The organism is Isoptericola sp. NPDC056618 (assembly GCF_042792715.1).
Classification (GTDB): Bacteria; Actinomycetota; Actinomycetes; order Actinomycetales; family Cellulomonadaceae; genus Isoptericola; species Isoptericola nanjingensis.
Genome location: NZ_JBHTVZ010000002.1, coordinates 512,741 through 529,407, shown reverse-complemented (window position 1 = coordinate 529,407; position 16,667 = coordinate 512,741). Strand labels below are relative to the sequence as shown.

General features: G+C 76.9%; 17 protein-coding genes. 6 read left to right on the top strand and 11 right to left on the bottom strand.

What is annotated here, in order from left to right:
• Positions 1 to 61 precede the first annotated feature (61 nt).
• Positions 62 to 1,543 (bottom strand): lipase maturation factor family protein, encoded by a 1,482-nt coding sequence (locus ACFQ8T_RS05550; RefSeq protein WP_430545549.1) that lies wholly within the window; start codon positions 1,541 to 1,543, stop codon positions 62 to 64.
• A 9-nt stretch (positions 1,544 to 1,552) separates the two neighbouring features.
• Complete coding sequence (locus ACFQ8T_RS05545) at positions 1,553 to 2,509, bottom strand: LysR family transcriptional regulator (protein ID WP_430545548.1); 957 nt, start codon at positions 2,507 to 2,509, stop codon at positions 1,553 to 1,555.
• A gap of 94 nt (positions 2,510 to 2,603) precedes the next feature.
• Here ACFQ8T_RS05545 and ACFQ8T_RS05540 point away from each other — a divergent pair, with 94 nt between their 5' ends.
• From ACFQ8T_RS05540 to ACFQ8T_RS05530, 3 genes are all read left to right on the top strand, one after another.
• Positions 2,604 to 3,617 (top strand): threonine/serine dehydratase, encoded by a 1,014-nt coding sequence (locus ACFQ8T_RS05540; RefSeq protein WP_430545547.1) that lies wholly within the window; start codon positions 2,604 to 2,606, stop codon positions 3,615 to 3,617.
• A 65-nt stretch (positions 3,618 to 3,682) separates the two neighbouring features.
• A complete protein-coding gene (locus tag ACFQ8T_RS05535; protein WP_430545546.1) occupies positions 3,683 to 4,303 on the top strand; it encodes an L-threonylcarbamoyladenylate synthase in 621 nt (206 codons plus the stop codon).
• 84 nt (positions 4,304 to 4,387) lie between these two features.
• A complete protein-coding gene (locus tag ACFQ8T_RS05530) occupies positions 4,388 to 5,803 on the top strand; it encodes a UTP--glucose-1-phosphate uridylyltransferase (protein ID WP_430545545.1) in 1,416 nt (471 codons plus the stop codon).
• 22 nt (positions 5,804 to 5,825) lie between these two features.
• On the opposite strand, the gene ACFQ8T_RS05525 is transcribed toward ACFQ8T_RS05530, so the two are convergent.
• Positions 5,826 to 6,518, bottom strand: coding sequence for an IMPACT family protein (locus ACFQ8T_RS05525; RefSeq protein WP_430545544.1), 693 nt, complete (start codon positions 6,516 to 6,518; stop codon positions 5,826 to 5,828).
• A 76-nt stretch (positions 6,519 to 6,594) separates the two neighbouring features.
• Here ACFQ8T_RS05525 and ACFQ8T_RS05520 point away from each other — a divergent pair, with 76 nt between their 5' ends.
• Positions 6,595 to 7,311 carry a hypothetical protein gene (locus tag ACFQ8T_RS05520; protein ID WP_430545543.1) on the top strand — a complete coding sequence of 239 codons (717 nt, stop codon included), beginning with the start codon at positions 6,595 to 6,597 and terminating at the stop codon, positions 7,309 to 7,311.
• Between the two features lie 118 nt (positions 7,312 to 7,429).
• Here the strand turns inward: ACFQ8T_RS05520 and ACFQ8T_RS05515 are convergent, their stop codons facing one another.
• The 8 genes from ACFQ8T_RS05515 to ACFQ8T_RS05480 all read right to left on the bottom strand — a co-directional run bounded on the left by ACFQ8T_RS05515 (position 7,430) and on the right by ACFQ8T_RS05480 (position 14,444).
• Positions 7,430 to 8,119 carry a GNAT family N-acetyltransferase gene (locus ACFQ8T_RS05515; RefSeq protein WP_430545542.1) on the bottom strand — a complete coding sequence of 230 codons (690 nt, stop codon included), beginning with the start codon at positions 8,117 to 8,119 and terminating at the stop codon, positions 7,430 to 7,432.
• A gap of 81 nt (positions 8,120 to 8,200) precedes the next feature.
• Positions 8,201 to 8,887 (bottom strand): Dps family protein, encoded by a 687-nt coding sequence (locus ACFQ8T_RS05510; protein WP_430545541.1) that lies wholly within the window; start codon positions 8,885 to 8,887, stop codon positions 8,201 to 8,203.
• A gap of 42 nt (positions 8,888 to 8,929) precedes the next feature.
• The gene (locus ACFQ8T_RS05505; RefSeq protein ID WP_430545540.1) at positions 8,930 to 9,517 is read right to left on the bottom strand and encodes a hypothetical protein; all 588 of its coding nucleotides are present in this window, start codon (positions 9,515 to 9,517) and stop codon (positions 8,930 to 8,932) included.
• Positions 9,514 to 10,860, bottom strand: coding sequence for a DUF58 domain-containing protein (locus tag ACFQ8T_RS05500; protein ID WP_430545539.1), 1,347 nt, complete (start codon positions 10,858 to 10,860; stop codon positions 9,514 to 9,516). Before ACFQ8T_RS05500 ends, ACFQ8T_RS05505 begins: the two co-directional genes overlap by 4 nt.
• Before the next feature lie 7 nt (positions 10,861 to 10,867).
• On the bottom strand, positions 10,868 to 11,881 hold the full coding sequence (locus ACFQ8T_RS05495; RefSeq protein ID WP_430545538.1) for an AAA family ATPase: 1,014 nt from the start codon (positions 11,879 to 11,881) through the stop codon (positions 10,868 to 10,870).
• Positions 11,878 to 12,462 (bottom strand): hypothetical protein, encoded by a 585-nt coding sequence (locus ACFQ8T_RS05490; protein ID WP_430545537.1) that lies wholly within the window; start codon positions 12,460 to 12,462, stop codon positions 11,878 to 11,880. The genes ACFQ8T_RS05495 and ACFQ8T_RS05490 overlap by 4 nt, the downstream gene beginning before the upstream one ends.
• Positions 12,459 to 13,196, bottom strand: a complete 738-nt coding sequence (locus ACFQ8T_RS05485) for a DUF4129 domain-containing protein (RefSeq protein ID WP_430545536.1) — start codon at positions 13,194 to 13,196, stop codon at positions 12,459 to 12,461. Before ACFQ8T_RS05485 ends, ACFQ8T_RS05490 begins: the two co-directional genes overlap by 4 nt.
• A 9-nt stretch (positions 13,197 to 13,205) precedes the next feature.
• A complete protein-coding gene (locus tag ACFQ8T_RS05480) occupies positions 13,206 to 14,444 on the bottom strand; it encodes a DUF3866 family protein (protein ID WP_430545535.1) in 1,239 nt (412 codons plus the stop codon).
• Between the two features lie 34 nt (positions 14,445 to 14,478).
• Between ACFQ8T_RS05480 and ACFQ8T_RS05475 the strand changes: the two genes are divergently transcribed.
• Both ACFQ8T_RS05475 and ACFQ8T_RS05470 read left to right on the top strand, forming a co-directional pair.
• Positions 14,479 to 15,645, top strand: a complete 1,167-nt coding sequence (locus ACFQ8T_RS05475; RefSeq protein WP_430545534.1) for a helix-turn-helix transcriptional regulator — start codon at positions 14,479 to 14,481, stop codon at positions 15,643 to 15,645.
• Positions 15,638 to 16,666, top strand: coding sequence for a helix-turn-helix transcriptional regulator (locus tag ACFQ8T_RS05470; protein ID WP_430545533.1), 1,029 nt, complete (start codon positions 15,638 to 15,640; stop codon positions 16,664 to 16,666). The genes ACFQ8T_RS05475 and ACFQ8T_RS05470 overlap by 8 nt, the downstream gene beginning before the upstream one ends.
• Position 16,667 lies beyond the last annotated feature (1 nt).

Genomic DNA, 16,667 nt, shown 5'->3' with positions numbered 1-16,667 from the left:
GTTGTCGGCCCACGGTTGTCGGCCCACGGTCGTCCGCGAGCGACGGCCGGCAGGCGTGGTGTCACGACCGTCCTGGGCGCGACAGGAGCGCGAGGTCCACCGGGTCGACGATCGTCTCGAGCTCGTCGCGCACCCACCAGTCGCCCGTCCGGCGCCGCTCCTCCGGCGTCGTGTAGCGGTAGCGGAACAGGCGCATCCGTACCCAGCGCGGCGGTGCGCCGTCGAACGGGTCGTGCCGCAGCAGGCGGAGCGTCGCCCGGTCGGCCTCCAGCAGCCGCAGGCACAGCCGCGGCAGCCACGGCACGGGTGTGCCGAGCGGCACGAACCACAGCACCCAGTCGAGGCGCAGGTGGTACGGGGCGACCTGGGGCGGGCGCCGGCCCACGTTGCCGGGCTTGCCGCGGAACCCGTACTCCCGCCAGTCGTCGGGCCCGGGCTCGTCGGCGAGGGTGCCCTCGACGATCACCTCGTCGCGGCGCCGCGTCACGCTCCCGAACGCCCCGTACGCGTTCACGAGCCGCAGCGGATCGAAGCTCGCGTTCATCCTCTGGTGCGACGAGAGGAGATTGAGCGCCGGGCGCACGGACAGCACCGCGAGGAGCACGACGACCAGGGTCGCCGCGACGAGGTAGCCGGTCGGCACCGGGGGTGCCGGGCCGGCGGCCGGGGCGAGGCCGCCGAGCAGGGTGCGCCACACGTCGTCGGACACCATGGCCGCGCCGAGCACGATCGCCGCCCAGTTCAGCCAGGCGAAGTTGCCGGTGAGCACCAGCCAGCCCTGGGTCAGGACGACGACGCCGCCCGCGACGCTCGGCCACGGCTGCGGGAGCCACAGCAGCCACGGCACGAGCAGCTGGGTGACGTGGTTGCCGACCACCTCCGTGCGGTGCCACCAGCGCGGCAGATGGTGCGCGTGCCAGCTGAACGGGCCGGGCATCGGCTGGGACTCGTGGTGGTAGTCCATGGCGGTGAGGTCGCGCCAGGCGGGGTCGCCGCGCCACTTGATGAGGCCCGCGCCCAGCTCGAGGCGGAACAGCAGCCAGCGGGCGGCGAGCACGAGCAGGAACGGCACGGGCACGGCGGGGGAGCCGAACCAGGCGGCCAGGAACGCGAGCTCGCACAGCAGCGTCTCCCAGCCGAACGCGTAGAAGCGCTGGCCGACCGAGACGAGCGAGAGATAGCCCGCCCACAGCGCGAGCAGGACGACGGTGGTGACCCACCACGGCCCGGTCTGCGGCAGCCCCACGACCAGGGCGGCGCCCCCTGAGGTCCCGAGCACCCCCACCACGACCAGCAGGCGGTCGGAGTAGTGCAGGTGGAACAGCGACGGCGCGTCGCGGAACCGCACCCGCGCCGTGAACCGCCGCACCGGCAGCAGCCCGCGGTCGCCGAGCAGGGGGCGGAACTGGCCCAGGGCCTGGAGGAAGGCCAGGCACAGCAGCGCGCCGACGCCGCGCTGCAGCACCTCGCGGGCGACGTCGTAGTCGGCGGTGGCCCACCAGCCGCTGAGCTGGTCCACCTGCCATCCCCGCTGCTCAGGCACGCCTCCACGCTAGTCGCGGGCGGCGTCGCCCGCCTCGACCAGCCGCTGCACGAGGGCGTGCGCGGCCGGGGTCGGCGCGCCGACGGTGAGCGCGAGCACCTCGCGCGTGGCGCCGGGCAGGGGCTGCGCCACGACGTCCGGGTTCCGGTGCGCCCGCAGAGCGAGCGACGGCAGCAGGCTCACCCCCGCGCCGGACGCGACGAGCGCCTGCACGGCCACGTAGTCGTCGGTCTCGAACGCGATGCGGGGATCGAACCCGGCGGTGGCGCAGCGCGCGACCAGGTCGGCGCGGCACCGCTCGCACCCCGCGATCCAGGCGGCGTCGCGCAGGTCGGCCAACGGCGGCGGGACGTCGCCGGAGCCGCTCGACACGTCCGGTCCGTCGAGGGCGTCGGTCGCCCGCCGGACAAGGGCGATGGGCTCGGAGTGCACGACGGTCACCTCGAACCGCGACAGGTCCGTGTCCGGCCGGGCGGTCGGGGCGTCGGTGTGCCGGAAGACGAGGGCGACGTCGACGTCGCCGGCCTGGAGCGCGGCGATCGCCTCCGGGGGCTCGGCCTCGACCAGGCCGACCCCGAGCCCGGGGTGCGCGGCCCGCAGCCCGGCGACGGCGGCCGGCACCAGGGTCGCGAGCGCGGAGGGGAACGCGGCCAGCCGGGCGCGGCCGGCGCGGAGGCCGACCAGGGCGTCGAGCTCGCGCCGCGCGCCCTCGACGCGGCCGAGGATCTCCTCCGCACGCGCGGCGAGGAGGCGGCCCGCCTCGGTGAGGCGGACGCCGCGGCCCGCGCGCTGCAGCAGGGCGATCCCCGCCTCGGCCTCGAGCCGCGCCAGATGGTGGCTCACCGACGGCTGGGCGTAGTGCAGCTCGCGCGCCGCCGCGGTCACCGACCCGGTGCGCGCGACGGCGGCCAGGACGCGCAGACGCGTGAGGTCGAGGTGGGGCGAGGGAGCGGGTTCGACGGACACGGCGCCAGCCTACGACCAATCATCGGCCGTATCGATGACGGGAAGTCAGAACAGGCATTGGACCTATCGGTCGGCGCGGGGCGATCCTGCTGTGATGATGACGACGACGACCCCGCAGCCTGCCCCCGAGGTGCCCGCGCCGCCGACGATGCGCGACGTGCTGGCCGCCGCCCGGCGGATCGAGGGGCTCGTCGTCCGCACGCCCGCCCTGGCCCACCCGGAGCTCGACCGCGCCGCCGCGGAGGCCGGCGCCGCCGGCGCGAGCCTTGTCGTCAAGCACGAGAACCTGCAGCACACGGGCGCGTTCAAGGTGCGCGGGGCGCTGAACCTCCTGCTCGGGTTCGACGACGACGAGCGCCGGCGCGGCATCGTCGCCTACTCCACGGGGAACCACGCCCAGGCGCTGGCCCACGCCGCCCGCCGCACCGGCACGGGCTGCACGATCGTCATGCCCGAGCGCCCGAACCCCCTGAAGGAGCGGGCCGTGCGCGACCTCGGCGCCGACGTCGTGCTGCACGGGGCGACGTTCGACGACGCCCGGGCCCGCGCCGGCGAGGTGGCCGCCGGCACCGGGGCACGCCTCGTGGGCGCGGCGAACGAGCCGGTCCTCGTCGCCGGCGTGGCCACCGCGACGCTCGAGCTCCTGGAGCAGGCGCCGGACCTCGAGGTGCTCGTCGTCCCCGTCGGCGGGGGCTCGGGCGCAGCGGCCGCCTGTCTCGTCGCGAGCGCGCTCGCCCCGGGGCTGCGGGTGGTCGCCGTGCAGGCCGCGGCGTCGCCGGCCGCCCACGACTCCTGGCGCGCGGGCGAGCTGCGCACCGCCGCCAACGCCACCCGCGCCGAGGGGCTCGCCGTCGGGTGCGGGTTCGCCCTCACCCAGGCCGTGCTCCGCGAGCGGCTGGCGGACTTCCTGCTCGTGGACGACGACGCCATCGCCGCCGCGCAGCGCCACTACCTCACCGGCGCGCGGACCGTCGCCGAGGGGGCCGGCGCCGCGGCCCTCGCCGCCGTCCTCAGCCACCCCGCCGCGTTCGCCGGGCGACGCGTCGGCGTCGTCTGCTCCGGAGGCAACGCCAGCGAGACCGAGCTCCGCCGCGCCCTGGCGGCCTGACCCGACGGCCGCGTCGCGACCGCTCACCGGGTGGGATGGCACGGCCCGGGGATACGCTGCCCGGCATGGCCCGCTACTTCGACGTCCACCCCGTCGACCCGCAGCCCCGGGCGATCGGCCAGGTCGTCGCGCTGCTGAACGACGGGGGCCTCATCGCCTACCCGACCGACTCCGGGTACGCCCTCGGCTGCCGCGTCGGCCAGCACGACGGCACGGAGCGGATCCGCCAGATCCGGCACCTGGACGCCGGCCACCACTTCACCCTCGTGTGCGCGGACTTCGCCCAGCTCGGCCAGCTCGTGCGCCTCGACAACAGCGCCTTCCGCGCCATCAAGGCGGCCACCCCGGGGCCCTACACCTTCATCCTGCCGGCCACGCCGGAGGTCCCGCGGCGCCTCGCGCACCCCAAGAAGAAGACCATCGGCGTGCGCATCCCCGACTCCCGGGTGGTGCAGGCGCTGCTGCGCGAGCTCGGGGAGCCGCTCCTGTCGTCGACCCTCATCCTGCCGGGGGCCGAGCAGCCCCTCACCGACGGCTGGCAGGTCAAGGAGGAGCTCGACCACGTGGTCGACGCCGTCGTCGACGCGGGCGAGGTCCTGGCGGAGCCCACGACCGTCGTCGACTGGTCCGAGGGATACCCCGACGTCGTCCGCGCGGGGGCCGGCGACCCGTCCCGGTTCGAGTAAGGGTCCGAGCACCGACCCGGGCAGGCGTCCCGAGCGGCCGGACGTACCCCGCAGGCCTCCCCGGGCGCGGTTAGGGTGCTGCCCATGAGCGACCGCGGACTTGCCCTGGCCCGATCCAAGATGCAGGCGGAGGGCGTCGCCCCCGCCGCGATCGAGACCTTCACCCGCTTCTACCACCTGCTGGAGTCGGGGGAGACCGGGCTCGTGCGCGAGGCCGACGTCGACCCTCTCACCGACCTGCCGCGGCACGCCGACCTCGCGGTCTCGGACGCCGACGCCCAGGCCGCCCTCGCGCAGACGGCGATCATCAAGCTCAACGGCGGGCTCGGCACGTCCATGGGCATGGACAAGGCGAAGTCGTTGCTCACCGTGCGCGACGACGCACGGGGCGAGGAGGGCGGGGCACTCTCCTTCCTCGACGTCATCGTCCGCCAGGTGCGCGCCGCCCGGGAGGCGACGGGCGCCCGCCTGCCGCTCGTGCTGATGAACTCGTTCCGCACGCGCGACGACACCCTCGCCGCGCTCGCGCCCTACGACGACCTCGCCGTCGACGGCCTCCCGCTGGACTTCCTCCAGAACCGCGAGCCCAAGCTGCGCGCCGACACCCTCGAGCCCGTCGAGTGGCCCGCCGACCCCACCCTCGAGTGGTGCCCGCCCGGGCACGGCGACCTCTACCCGGCCCTGCACGCGTCCGGCGTCGTGCGCGCGCTCCTGGACGCGGGCTTCCGCTACGCCAGCGTCTCCAACTCCGACAACCTCGGCGCGGCCCCCGACGGCGCGATCGCCGCCTGGTTCGCGGCGTCCGGGGCTCCGTACGCGGCCGAGATGTGCCTCAAGTCGCCCGCCGACGTCAAGGGCGGCCAGCTCGTCGTGCGCAAGAGCGACGGCCGCATCGTGCAGCGCGAGACGGCGCAGACGCACCCCGACGACGTCGACGTCTCGCTCGACCCGACGGTGCACCGCTACTTCCACACGAACAACCTGTGGTTCGACCTCGAGGCGCTCGCGGCCGAGCTCGACCGCACCGGCGGCGTGCTCGAGCTCCCGCTGATCCGGAACGAGAAGACCGTGGACCCGACGGACGCGTCCTCGCCCGCCGTCGTCCAGATCGAGTCCGCGATGGGCGCGGCCGTGGCCGTCTTCGAGGGCGCGACGGCGATCGAGGTGGGGCGCGAGCGGTTCCTGCCGGTGAAGACGACGAGCGACCTGCTGCTCATGCGCTCGGACGTCTACGAGCTCACCGACGACTACCGGCTGGTCGCCCAGGTCGACGCGCCGCTGGTGAAGCTCTCGACGACCTACAAGCAGATCGCGGGCTTCGACGCGCGGTTCGCCCAGGGTGCGCCGTCGCTGCGGGCGGCGTCGTCGCTCACGGTCGAGGGCGACTGGACCTTCGGAGCCCGCGTGCGCGCCGAGGGCGACGCGGTGCTCACCGACGCCGGCGAGCCCGCCACCGTGCCCGACGGCGCGACCGTCGCCGCGGACGGCGTCACCCCCTGAGCGCCCCCCCACAGCCGGCGGGTCAGGCGGGGAGGACGATGACGCGGTCGGCGCCGGGGACGGGTGTGAGCGTGCCGGCGGACGCCGCGGCCAGGTCGTCGCGCAGGCGGGGGAGCTCGGCCGGCGGCACGAGCAGCGCCAGGCGGGCGACGGCGGCGTACGTCGGCTCCTCGAGGACGGCGCCGTGGGTCTGGGCCCAGTCGCGCAGCAGGTGGTCGACGCGGCCGGCGTCCGCGTGCGGGACGTCGACCGTGACCTCGGTGAGCACCTCGCGCCGGCGCAGCAGCCCGCCGGCCGCGGCCACGTCCAGGGCCTCGGCGACGGCGCCGGAGTAGGCACGCACCAGGCCGCCGGCGCCGAGCAGGACGCCGCCGAAGTAGCGCGTCACGACCGCCACGACGTCGGTGACCTCCCGGCGGCGCAGCACCTCCAGCATGGGCACGCCCGCGGTGCCGGAGGGCTCGCCGTCGTCCGAGGAGCGCTGCTGGTCGGCGTGCGTGCCGACGACCAGCGCCACGCAGTGGTGACGGGCGTCCCAGTGCTCCTTGCGCAGGCGGGCGACGACGGCGTCCGCCGCCTCGACCGACGGCGCCGGGGACAGGTGCGCCAGGAAGCGCGACCTCTTCACCACGAGCTCGTGGTCGACGGGGGCCGCGAGCGTGCCGGGGAGCCCGCCCCGGGGCGTCGCGGGGGCGGGGCTGTCGGGTCGGCTCACCGCACGAGGCTACGACGCCCGCCGACACGCCGGGCCTCCTCCCGGGAAAAAGTGTGCCAAGCGCCAGGATGGGCCCATGACGCGGAGCACGGGGGAGCCCCCCGCCCCAGAGGCTGACGGCGCCGACGCCGCACCGGTCGCCCGGTACCCACGACCGACGGTCACGCTGGACGAGGCGGAGTGGGTGTGGCGCGAGCTGTCCGTGGAGGCGCTGCGCCCGGGCGGGAAGCCGGAGGTCGTGCGGCTCGCCGTGATCGCCGGGCTGACGCGGGCGACCGGGGCGCGCTACGGCGACCTGCTCCGCGTGCGGGCGGAGGACCTCGACCTGGGTCCGGAACCGGACGCCGCCGCGCGCCGCGGGCGGGTCGGGGGCACGCGGGACCCGGCGGAGGGGAGGGTGCTGCTGCGGCACGGCAAGCACCGGACCCTCCGGGAGCACCGCCTGCCGGCGGAGGTGGTGCTGCTGCTGCGGCACTGGATAGTGGTGCGCGAGGAGCTGGCCGCCGAGCTGGAGGGCTCGGTGCCGCGCGCGCTGCTGCTCACGGTGCACCACACGCACGACCACGGCACGACGGTCTCCAGCGGGCTGCCGATCACGCGGCAGGGGCTTGTCCTGTCCTGGCGGCGCTTCGTCCACCGCACCAACGCGCGCTACGGGGCGGTGCGGGCGCCGTTGCCCACGCGGTTCGAGCAGGTGCGGCGGGCGTGGGTGGACGCGGGCGTGCCGGACCTCGGTCGGGACATGGCGCCGGCCTCGGACGCACCCGCGTCCGATGCCTCTTCAGAAAAATAGTGTGCCAAGCGCCCTAAAACACCAACTCGAGCCGCGACACCCTCACGGCAGCAGGGACGAACGGACCGGCCCCGCGACGTACGAGGCCGGCCCGTGGGCGCGAAGACGCGGCTGTGCGTCAGGCGGTGGCGATGCCCAGCAGCGGCGCGCCGGGGGAGTGCGACGGCAGCTCCTGGAAGCCGTACCGGTCGTAGAACGCGCGGGCGCGGGTGTTGCTCGGGTCCATGCCGAGGTGCACGCCGGGCACCCCGCGCGCGGCGAGCGCAGCGCGCAGCGTGTCCATGAGCGCGCGACCGAGCCCGCGGCCCTGGTTCTCGGGCAGCAGGTCGATGTGCAGGTGCGCGGGGTACCGGTCGAGCTCGCCGGGGCTGATGCCGCGCACCATGCGGCCGGGGTCCTTCCCGGCATCGAGCAGGGCCGCCTCCGAGAACCCGGGCTCGCGCCCCGACGGCGGGGCGCCGGCCTCCGGGTGGCGCTCGGCGAACCCGGGGCCACAGGCCCGCTCCCACCACGCCACGAAGTGGCGGGTGTCGGCGACGCCGATGACGTACCCGGTGAGGCGGCCGTCGTCGACACGCAGGACGTCGTCCGCGGGGTCCGCGGGGACGGCATCGCGCGCCGGCTCCTCGTCGGGGCGCACGACGACGAACGCGAGCTCCGGTGCGTACTCCAGGTACGGGAGCGCGAACACCTCGGGCATGAGGAGGTCGTCGGAGTAGTGGCCGCGGGCGTCGGAGCCGGCGGCGGCGGTGCGGACGCAGACCTCGGCGACGGCGGCCCGATCGGTGTCGCGGTAAGGGCGGATCACGGGGTCATCATGCCGCAGGGGTGTCGTCCACCGGAGCGGACGACACCCCTGCGGGCGTGGGCACGACGGCGGGTGCTGCGCCTACTTCTTCTTCCGCGCGCTCGTGGTCTTGGCGGACGTCGTGCTGGCCGCGGCCGTCTTGGCCGGCGCCTTCGATGCGGTCTTCGGTGCGGCCTTCGCGCCCGCGCTGCGGGTCGACGTCGACCGGGCGCCGGCTGCCGCCTTCTCCGCTGCGCCCGTCTCCGTGGTGGCACCTGCGGTCGAGAGGTCGCCGCCGGCGCTCTCCAGGTGGGCGCGGACGAACCAGTGGAACAGCTCGAGCTCGTGCAGGTGACCGATGAGGAGGTCGTTCGTCACGTCGTCGAGGGACTCGGTGTCCTTCGCCGCCTTCCGGTGCGCGGTGATCACGCCCTCGTAGACCTCGTCGAGCGCGCCCAGGTGCTCGATCGCGGACGCACGGCGGAGCGAGTAGTCGTCCCAGGCGCGGGCGGCGACGAGCGCGCCGGGGGTGCCGACGGGGGAGACGCCGAGCGTCGCGATGCGCTCCGCGACGGCGTCGGTCATGGCGCGCACGGCGTCCACCTGCGGGTCGAGCATCTCGTGCACCGCGATGAAGTGCGGACCCACCACGTTCCAGTGCACGTGCTTGAGGGTCAGGTGGAGGTCGGTCAGGGAGTTCAGCCGCTCCTGCAGGATGGCGGCCACCTCTGCGCCCTGCTGCGGCGTGAGCGAGGGCACCGTGTAGCGCGGGGTGTTGCGGTCAGCCATCGGGAGGTCTCCGTCCTCGTCGGGGTCGGCGCGGCCGGGAGGTCAGCGCGCCTCGCCATCGTCACGCCGGACGGCGATCCACGCGAGCGCGGCGAGGGCCACGACCCCGAGGGCCACGAGCCAGGACACCTGGCGCCCCGCCAGCGCCCACGCCGCGCCCCCGACGGCGAGAGAGGCCGCGACGACGACGCCGTCGCGCGCCAGGCCGTGCCGCAGCGCCGCGAGCTCCACGCGGTCCGTCGCGGCCACGTGCGACGCCCACCACCCCAGGCGCGTCACGAGGTACCCGAGCGGGGCGAGCCACAGCACGGCCGGGTCGAACGGCGCGGCGCCGGAGCCGAGCAGCTCGAGGGCCGCCGTCACGAGCGCGACGTGCGCGGGGGCCGGTCCCGGGCGGACCGCGGCCCAGACGGTGACGACGCCGGCGAGCAGGACGACCACCTCGGCGATCAGGTCCGTCCGCGCGCCCGCCGCGACCACGAGGGCGGCCACGGCGACGACGAACGCGACCCGGAGCACCACGCCGGGCAGCCGGCGCCCGAGCTCGACGCCGACCACGGGCAGCGGGCGCCCCGTCTCGTACCGCGACCGCCACCAGGCCCGGACCCGGGCGGGCAGGGAGCGCCTCATCGCGCCCCCACCGCGCCTCGCCGATGGCGTTCGTCGGCGCGGACCAGGGCCTCGAAGCGGAGGGCGGCGTCCTGGCGGGCGTCGCCGGCCCAGCGCACGACCGGCACGCCCTCGGCCGCCATGCGGCGCAGCCGGTCGTCCCGCTCGGCCCGGGTGACCCGCCAGGCGAGCCGCATGTGCTCCTCGTGCGCCCCCCGGACGTCGGGCAGCGTGTCGACCAGGACGACGGGGTGTCCGACGGCACGCCACGCCCGCACGAGCGCGAGCGGCTCGTCGTCGAGCACCGTGCTGAACAGGTACACGACGGCGTCCGCGGGGACCTGCGGCGCGCGCAGCCGCCGGGCGGGGGCACCGACCGGGCTGCTCAGCGCGAGCGCGTGCAGCACACGGCGCAGCTGGCGGCGGCCCGCGGCGGGCAGGAGAGGCCGACTGCGCCGGCCGAGGTCGTCCACCCCGACCCGGTCGCCGGCGGCGACGAGCGCGCCGGCCACGGACGCGGCGGCGTGCCGGGCGAGGTCGAGGGACGTCGGCTCGTCGACGCGCTGCGGGCCGGTGCCGCGCCAGGTGCGCAGGTCCGGCCCGACGTCGTCGCGCGAGTCGACGACGAGCACCGCGGTCGCCTCGGCCGTGGCGTAGGTGCGCCGGACGTACAGGGTCGACAGGTCGGGCGAGCGCCGCGCGGTGGTGTGCCAGTCGATGCGCCGCAGCCGGTCGCCGGGCGCGAAGGGGTGCACGTCGCGCAGCTCGTCGCCGTCACCGAGCCGCCGGGAGGTGTGCGGACCGGTGAGCCCTCGCAGACGGCGGGGCACGGGCACGCGCCCGAGCGGCATCGCCGTGGGGAGCACGAGCCGGTCGGGCGCGGTGACGGAGACGGGGTCCTCGGCCGTCGCCCCGCCGGCGCCGTAGCCGCGTGCGTCGACGTGGAAGGTGCGCTGCGGGCCGGTGCGCACGGTGCTCAGGGTGAGGGGCAGTTCGCGCGGGCCGGCGGCGACCACGACCCCGGCCGTGCGGTGCCCGGGCGCGGAGACCCGCGCGTGCACCAGCTCCGTCCCGGGTGCCGGGTCGAGGCGCAGGACGGCGGTGAGCTCCCCGGGCGCGGCGGCGGCCGAGGTCGGGTCGATCACCACACCGGTGCCCCGTCGCGGCGTGCCCGAGCGCCATGCCCCGGGTCGGCCGGCCCACAGCGCGCCGAGGAGGGGGGCCACGCCGAGCAGGGCGACGTCGGCCCGGCCCGCCAGCAGGCCCAGTCCGAGCACGAGCACCCCGGTGCCGAGCCCGGCGGCGGCCTGAGGGCTGCGTCGCCAGACGGCCGCGGCCGCGCTCGTGGTGGTGGGCCCGCTCATGCGCCCGTCACCCCCGCCGGCCCACCGTGGCGGGCCCGGGCACGGAGCCGAGGAGCTCCGAGACGACGTCCTGGGCGCGGACCGCAGACGCCCACGCGGTCGGCGTGAGGGTGAGGCGGTGCGCGAGCACCGGGACCGCGACCCGCTTGACGTCCTCGGGCAGCACGAAGTCGCGGCCGTCGAGGACGGCGACCGCGCGGGCCAGGAGCAGGAGGTTCTGCGAGCCGCGGGGCGACGCGCCCACCTCGAGCGCCCCGTGGGTGCGCGTGGCGGCGGCGAGGTCGACGCAGTAGCCCGCGACGTCCGGGTCCACCTCGGTCGTCTCGACGCCGGCCTGCATGGCGAGGACGGTCGCGGCGTCGACGACGGGGCGCACGGGGGCCGCCTCCTGGCGCCGCGCGACGCGGCGCAGCAGCACGTCCCGCTCCTGGGCCCGGTCCGGGTAGCCGACCTCGAGCCGGACCATGAACCGGTCGAGCTGCGCCTCCGGGAGCGGGTAGGTGCCCTCGTACTCCACGGGGTTGGAGGTGGCCATGACGTGGAACGGGCGCGGCAGCGGTCGGCTGGCGCCGTCGACCGACACCTGCCGCTCCGCCATCGCCTCGAGCAGCGCGGACTGCGTCTTCGGCGGCGTGCGGTTGATCTCGTCCGCGAGGAAGAGCCCGGTGAACACGGGGCCGGGGCGGAAGACGAACTCGCGGCTCGCGGGGTCGAACACCGACGAGCCGGTGATGTCGCTGGGCAGCAGGTCGGGGGTGCACTGGAGGCGCGCGAAGTCGAGGCCGAGGGCGGTGGCCAGCGAGCGTGCGGCGAGCGTCTTCCCGAGCCCGGGCACGTCCTCGAAGAGCACGTGCCCGCCCGCGAGCACGGTGGCCAGGGCGAGCTCGAGGGTGTCGCGCATGCCGACGACGGCCGTGCCGACCTCGTCCAGGACGCGGCGGCCCTGGGCCGCGACCTCTGCGACGGGGAGGGGGTGCGCCGGAGTCCTCGGTTCGGGGGCGTCGGGCGGGTCGACGGTCATCTCGGGGGCCTTCCTGCGGGGTGGTCGGGGGACGGGGCGGGTGACTGAGCGGTGGCGGGTGCGGTGGCGGGTGCGGTGGCGGGGGCGGTGGTCGGCACCGCGTCGATCGCGTCGATCGCGTCGAGCCAGCGGTGCACCTCGACCCTGCTCACGGGGCGGCGGGCGACCAGCCCGTCGACGACGTCGGCGCCGAGGAGCCGCGCGGCCGCCTCGGGGCCGCCGGGCGCGGCGAGGTCGACGCCCCGCTCGGCGAGCCGTGCCGCCGCGAGGTCCCGGACCCGGCGCAGCACGCGGTCGCCCACGGCGCCGCTGCGGGTGAACGTGGCCCAGCCCAGCTCGCTGACGTCGTTGCGCGCGCCCTCGCGGCGGTCCTGGAGGACGTCCGGCCACGGGGCCTCGTCGCCGTCGTCGAGGCGTCGCCACAGCGCGACGGCCGTCGCGGCCACGACGACGAGCAGCGCGGCGTGCAGCGGGTCGAGCACGCCCGTGAGGACGAGCGCCGCGCAGGCCGCGAGCGCCGGGAGGCCGACGGTGAGGAGGGCGCGCAGGGGCGTGGGACGCGGGGGTCGGGCGGGGGTCATGCGTCCGGGGCGGGGTCGAGGGCGCGGGCGATGCGGGACAGGGCGGAGCGGGCGGCGTGGACGTCGTCGGGGTGCACGGGGCGGTCGGTGAACCGGGCGTGCTGGTAGAGGCGGCGGAGGGTGTCCACGTCGGGGGCGGGGACGGCGCGGCCGTCCTGGCGGCGGGCGGTGAGGAGCCGTGCGGTGAACTCGGTGGCGGTCTGTGCGGGGTCGCGCCGGGTGCCGTGGCGGGCGGCGGCGTCCTCCAGGGCGACCCAGGCGGCGACGACGGCGTCGTGCGGGGTGGCGGCGTCGTCGATGCGGGCGAGGGCGGTCACCACGGCGTCCTGGAGCTCGGGCAGGGGGAGGTCGGCCACGGTGGCGGTGGTGGCGTGGCCGGGTGCGAGGCCGTCGGCGTCGTCGTCCTCGGGGGTGGCGAGGGCGCGGACGACGCGGCGGGCGAGGAACCACAGGAGGACGGCGACGAGGAGGGCCCCGGCGACGGAGAGGGCGACGACGATCCAGGTGATGACGTCGTAGGAGGGCGGGGGCTGGTCGCCGGGGACGATCTCGCCGGGCATCTGGGGCTGGACGGGGTCGGAGGTCGCAGGCTGGGGGAGGGCGACGTCGGGGAGCCGGAAGCGCCAGGGGGTGGCGGTGGCGGCGCCGAGCACGACGAGGAGGGCGAGCGCGGCCCCGGCGAGGGGCGCGAGGGCGCGGCGTGCCGCGTGCCGGGTCCGCGTCGGTGGGGCCATGCGCCGACGCTATCGGGTGGCGGGGTCCTCGTGGGTGAGGTGCTCGGCGTGCATGCCGGCGACGGCGGCGGCGACGAAGGCGGCGGGGTCGCCGTCGAGGGAGCGGCCCATGGTGGACAGGCGGGCGGGGGAGCCGCGCAGGGCGTCGAGGACGGCGGTGTCGGCGGGGACGTCGACGAGGCGGTGCCGGGGGGCGAGGGTGCCTGCCTGGTCGTGGACCTGGCGGGTGAGCTCGGTGCCCCAGGGGGCCAGGGACTCGAGGTCGCCGGTGGGGTCGGGGACGGGGACGTCGGCGGCCGCGAGCGCCACCCGCCCGTAGGCGGTGAGGCTGTGGTGGGAGACACCGCGGTGGCGGTCTCGGGGGTCGGCGCCGGAGACGCGCAGGGAGGCGACGGGGCGGCCGCCGAGGGTGGCGGCGGCGTTGACGGCCTCTCCGGCGGCGACGCCGGAGAAGCCCCACCGGGTGCCGGTGCCGAGGTTGCCGGGGCCCTGGGCGAGGACGACGAGGTCGGCGCCGGAGACGTGGCGGGCGGCGAGGAGGCCGGTGTGCACGGTGACGGCCTCGAGGTCGCCTCCGAAGGCCTGCCCGACGGTGACGGTGGTGTGGAGCCACCCGGCGTCGCGGAGGGTGGCGACGGTGCGGGAGAACGCGGCGGGCAGGGCGCCGCCGTCGGTCATGACGTAGGCGACTCGGGGGTGGGGCCGGCCGGCGAGGTCGGCGGCGTGGCGGGCGCCGGCGACGACGGCGGGCAGGGCGGAGTGCAGGTCGGCGACGACGACGGGGAGGCCGGCGAGGTCGTCGGCGTCGCGGAGGGTGTCGTGGTGGGCGGACTCCTGCTCGTCGACGCCGAGGACCATGGCCTGCAGGGGGGTGTAGCGGGCCTTGACGAGGTGGCCGGGGCCGGCGTGGGGGTCGGCGGGCAGGGCGGTGGAGTCCCCGGCGGGGCCGACGACGAGGGCGTACCCGCCGGTGCCGAGGCCGCGGGCGAGCGCGGAGACGTTGAGGAGCAGGCGGTCGCCGACGTCCGGGTCTCCGACGAGGGTCGTGTAGGCGAGGCCGCGGACCTCCCAGGGCGCGGTGGTGAGGTCGCGCGACGGCAGGGGGGCGTCGAGGCGGAGGGTGACCTCGCGGGCACCGGTCCAGGCGGCGCCGCGGGACGTGACGGTGCCGGTGCGCCAGGTGACGTGCCCGGTGGGCGCGTCGTCGCGGGGCGTGCGGGGCTGGGGCTGGTTCGGCGCTGTCGTCACCCACGAGAGGCTACCGGCGACTAAGTTGGTGCCGATGCCTGCGAACCCCGTGGAACCGGCCTCCGGCCCGCCCGTCGCCGCGCCGTCCGACCCTGCGCCGTCGTCGCGGGGCACCCCGCCGGCCGAGCGGCTGCTGAACCTCGTCATCGCGCTGGTGAACACGAGCGCGTCGATGACGAAGCAGCAGGTGCGCGCGGGGGTGGCGGGGTACGGCGACGCGCCGTCGACGGAGGCGTTCGAGCGGATGTTCGAGCGCGACAAGGACACGTTGCGGGCGCTCGGCATCCCGATCGTCACGGTGGACGCGGGCGGGCACAGCGACGAGGTCGGGTACCGCATCGACAACGACGCGTACGCGCTGGGTGCGGTGGACCTGACGCCGGCGGAGCTGGGCGTGGTGGCGCTGGCGGCGCAGCTGTGGTCGGACAAGACGCTGCGCACGGACATGTCGCGCGCGATGACGAAGCTGCGGGCGGCGGGCGCGGGGGAGGTCGCCGTGGACGCGGTGGCCGGGCTGGCACCGCGGGTGCGGGCGGCGGGCGACGCGTACGTGCCGCTGCTGGAGGCGGTCTCGGAGCGGCGGGACGTGTCGTTCCGGTACCGGGCCGCGAGCACGGGGCAGGAGCTGACGCGGCACGTGGAGCCGTGGCGGATCGCGGCGCGGGGCAGCGGCTGGTACCTGGTCGGATTCGACCGGGCGCGCGGCGCGGCGCGGGTGTTCCGGCTGTCGCGGATCTCGGGCAAGGTGCGCGTGGGTGCGCAGGCGGGCGCGTTCGACGTGCCCGACGCGGTGGACGTGGACGCCATGCTCGGGGAGCGGGTCGGGGCGCTGCAGCGGGCGCGGCTGGCCGTGGTGCCGGAGCGGGCGCAGGCGCTGCGGGCGCGGGCGGTGCCCGCGACCGACGGCGGCGACCCTGCCGACCATGACGACGGTGGGAACGGCGGCGACGGCGTGCGGCGCGCCGGCCGCCGCGACGGGCGGGACCTGCTGGAGGTGGAGTTCCGCAGCCTGTCGGCGTTCGCGGACGAGGTGGCGGGGTACGGGCCTGCGGTCGTGGTGCTGGAGCCGCCGCAGCTGCGCGCGGACGTGCTGCGCCGCCTGGAGGCGGCCGCGGGGCTCGACGCCGCGGGCGTCGCGGGCTCGGCCGGCGAGGACACGGGCACCGGCACGGACACGGCGGGGGAGGCGACGGATGGCTGAGCGGGCGGACGACCGGCTGGTGCGGCTGCTGGGGCTGGTGGCGTTCCTCGACGGCGCGGGGCCGGTGCGGGTGGAGGAGCTCGCGGACCGGTTCGGCGTGACGCCACGCCAGGTGCGCGAGGACGTGGACGCCCTGTGGGTGTCCGGCACCCCCGGGTACATGCCGGACGACCTCATCGACTTCGACGCGTTCTCGCTGGAGGACGGCGTCGTGACCCTGACGCAGGCGCGCGGCATGACCCGCCCGCTGCGGCTCGGCACCCGGGAGGCGGTGGCGCTCGTCGCCGCGCTGCGCGCGATGCACGCCTCGCCCGCGGTGCAGGCGGACCGGCGGCGGGCCGCCGTCGTCGCCTCCGCCCTGGACAAGCTGACCGCCGCGACCGGCGAGGCCGCGGGCGCCGTGGACGTCCAGCTCGAGGGCGACGGGGACCCGCAGGTCGTCGCGGCCGTCACGACCGCGCTCGCCGAGGGTCGCCGCCTGCACCTGCGCTACGTCAACGCCGCCGACGTCACCACCGAGCGCGACGTCGACCCGCTGCGCCTGCTCACCCAGGACGGCGCCATGTACCTCGTGGGCTGGTGCCTGCGGGTGGACGGGCGCCGCACGTTCCGGGTGGACCGCATCCTCGACGCCCGCGTGCTGGAGGAGCCGGTCGCCGAGCGCGACGTCGCCGTCGCGGGCGACCTGGGCGCCGACGTGTGGGCGTCCGTCGCGCACCGGGGCGCCCCGGCCGCGACGCTGCGGCTCGCGTCCGCGGCCCGCTGGGTCGCGGAGGAGGTGCCCGCGGAGTCCGTGCGCGACCTGCCCGACGGCACGGTCGAGGTGCGGCTGCGGGTCACGAACCCCGCATGGCTGCGGCGCCTGCTGCTCGCCAACGCACCCGACGTCGTCGCCGTCGACCCGCCCGACGTGGCGCACGACGTCGCGCAGTCCGCCCGGGCCGCGCTCGCCGCGTACGCCGCCACCACCGCGGACGGGCCCGCCGGCAGCGTGACCGGCACCGCCGAGACCGTAGGCTGAC

What these genes read in the sequence shown, in the direction of transcription:
- ACFQ8T_RS05475 (WP_430545534.1), top strand. Translation starts at nt 14,479, where the DNA reads ATGCCTGCGAACCCCGTGGAACCGGCCTCCGGCCCGCCCGTCGCCGCG.
- ACFQ8T_RS05470 (WP_430545533.1), top strand. Translation starts at nt 15,638, where the DNA reads ATGGCTGAGCGGGCGGACGACCGGCTGGTGCGGCTGCTGGGGCTGGTG.
- ACFQ8T_RS05495 (WP_430545538.1), bottom strand. Translation starts at nt 11,881, where the DNA reads ATGACCGTCGACCCGCCCGACGCCCCCGAACCGAGGACTCCGGCGCAC.
- ACFQ8T_RS05490 (WP_430545537.1), bottom strand. Translation starts at nt 12,462, where the DNA reads ATGACCCCCGCCCGACCCCCGCGTCCCACGCCCCTGCGCGCCCTCCTC.
- ACFQ8T_RS05500 (WP_430545539.1), bottom strand. Translation starts at nt 10,860, where the DNA reads ATGAGCGGGCCCACCACCACGAGCGCGGCCGCGGCCGTCTGGCGACGC.
- ACFQ8T_RS05485 (WP_430545536.1), bottom strand. Translation starts at nt 13,196, where the DNA reads ATGGCCCCACCGACGCGGACCCGGCACGCGGCACGCCGCGCCCTCGCG.
- ACFQ8T_RS05540 (WP_430545547.1), top strand. Translation starts at nt 2,604, where the DNA reads ATGATGACGACGACGACCCCGCAGCCTGCCCCCGAGGTGCCCGCGCCG.
- ACFQ8T_RS05520 (WP_430545543.1), top strand. Translation starts at nt 6,595, where the DNA reads ATGACGCGGAGCACGGGGGAGCCCCCCGCCCCAGAGGCTGACGGCGCC.
- ACFQ8T_RS05535 (WP_430545546.1), top strand. Translation starts at nt 3,683, where the DNA reads ATGGCCCGCTACTTCGACGTCCACCCCGTCGACCCGCAGCCCCGGGCG.
- ACFQ8T_RS05505 (WP_430545540.1), bottom strand. Translation starts at nt 9,517, where the DNA reads ATGAGGCGCTCCCTGCCCGCCCGGGTCCGGGCCTGGTGGCGGTCGCGG.
- ACFQ8T_RS05530 (WP_430545545.1), top strand. Translation starts at nt 4,388, where the DNA reads ATGAGCGACCGCGGACTTGCCCTGGCCCGATCCAAGATGCAGGCGGAG.
- ACFQ8T_RS05510 (WP_430545541.1), bottom strand. Translation starts at nt 8,887, where the DNA reads ATGGCTGACCGCAACACCCCGCGCTACACGGTGCCCTCGCTCACGCCG.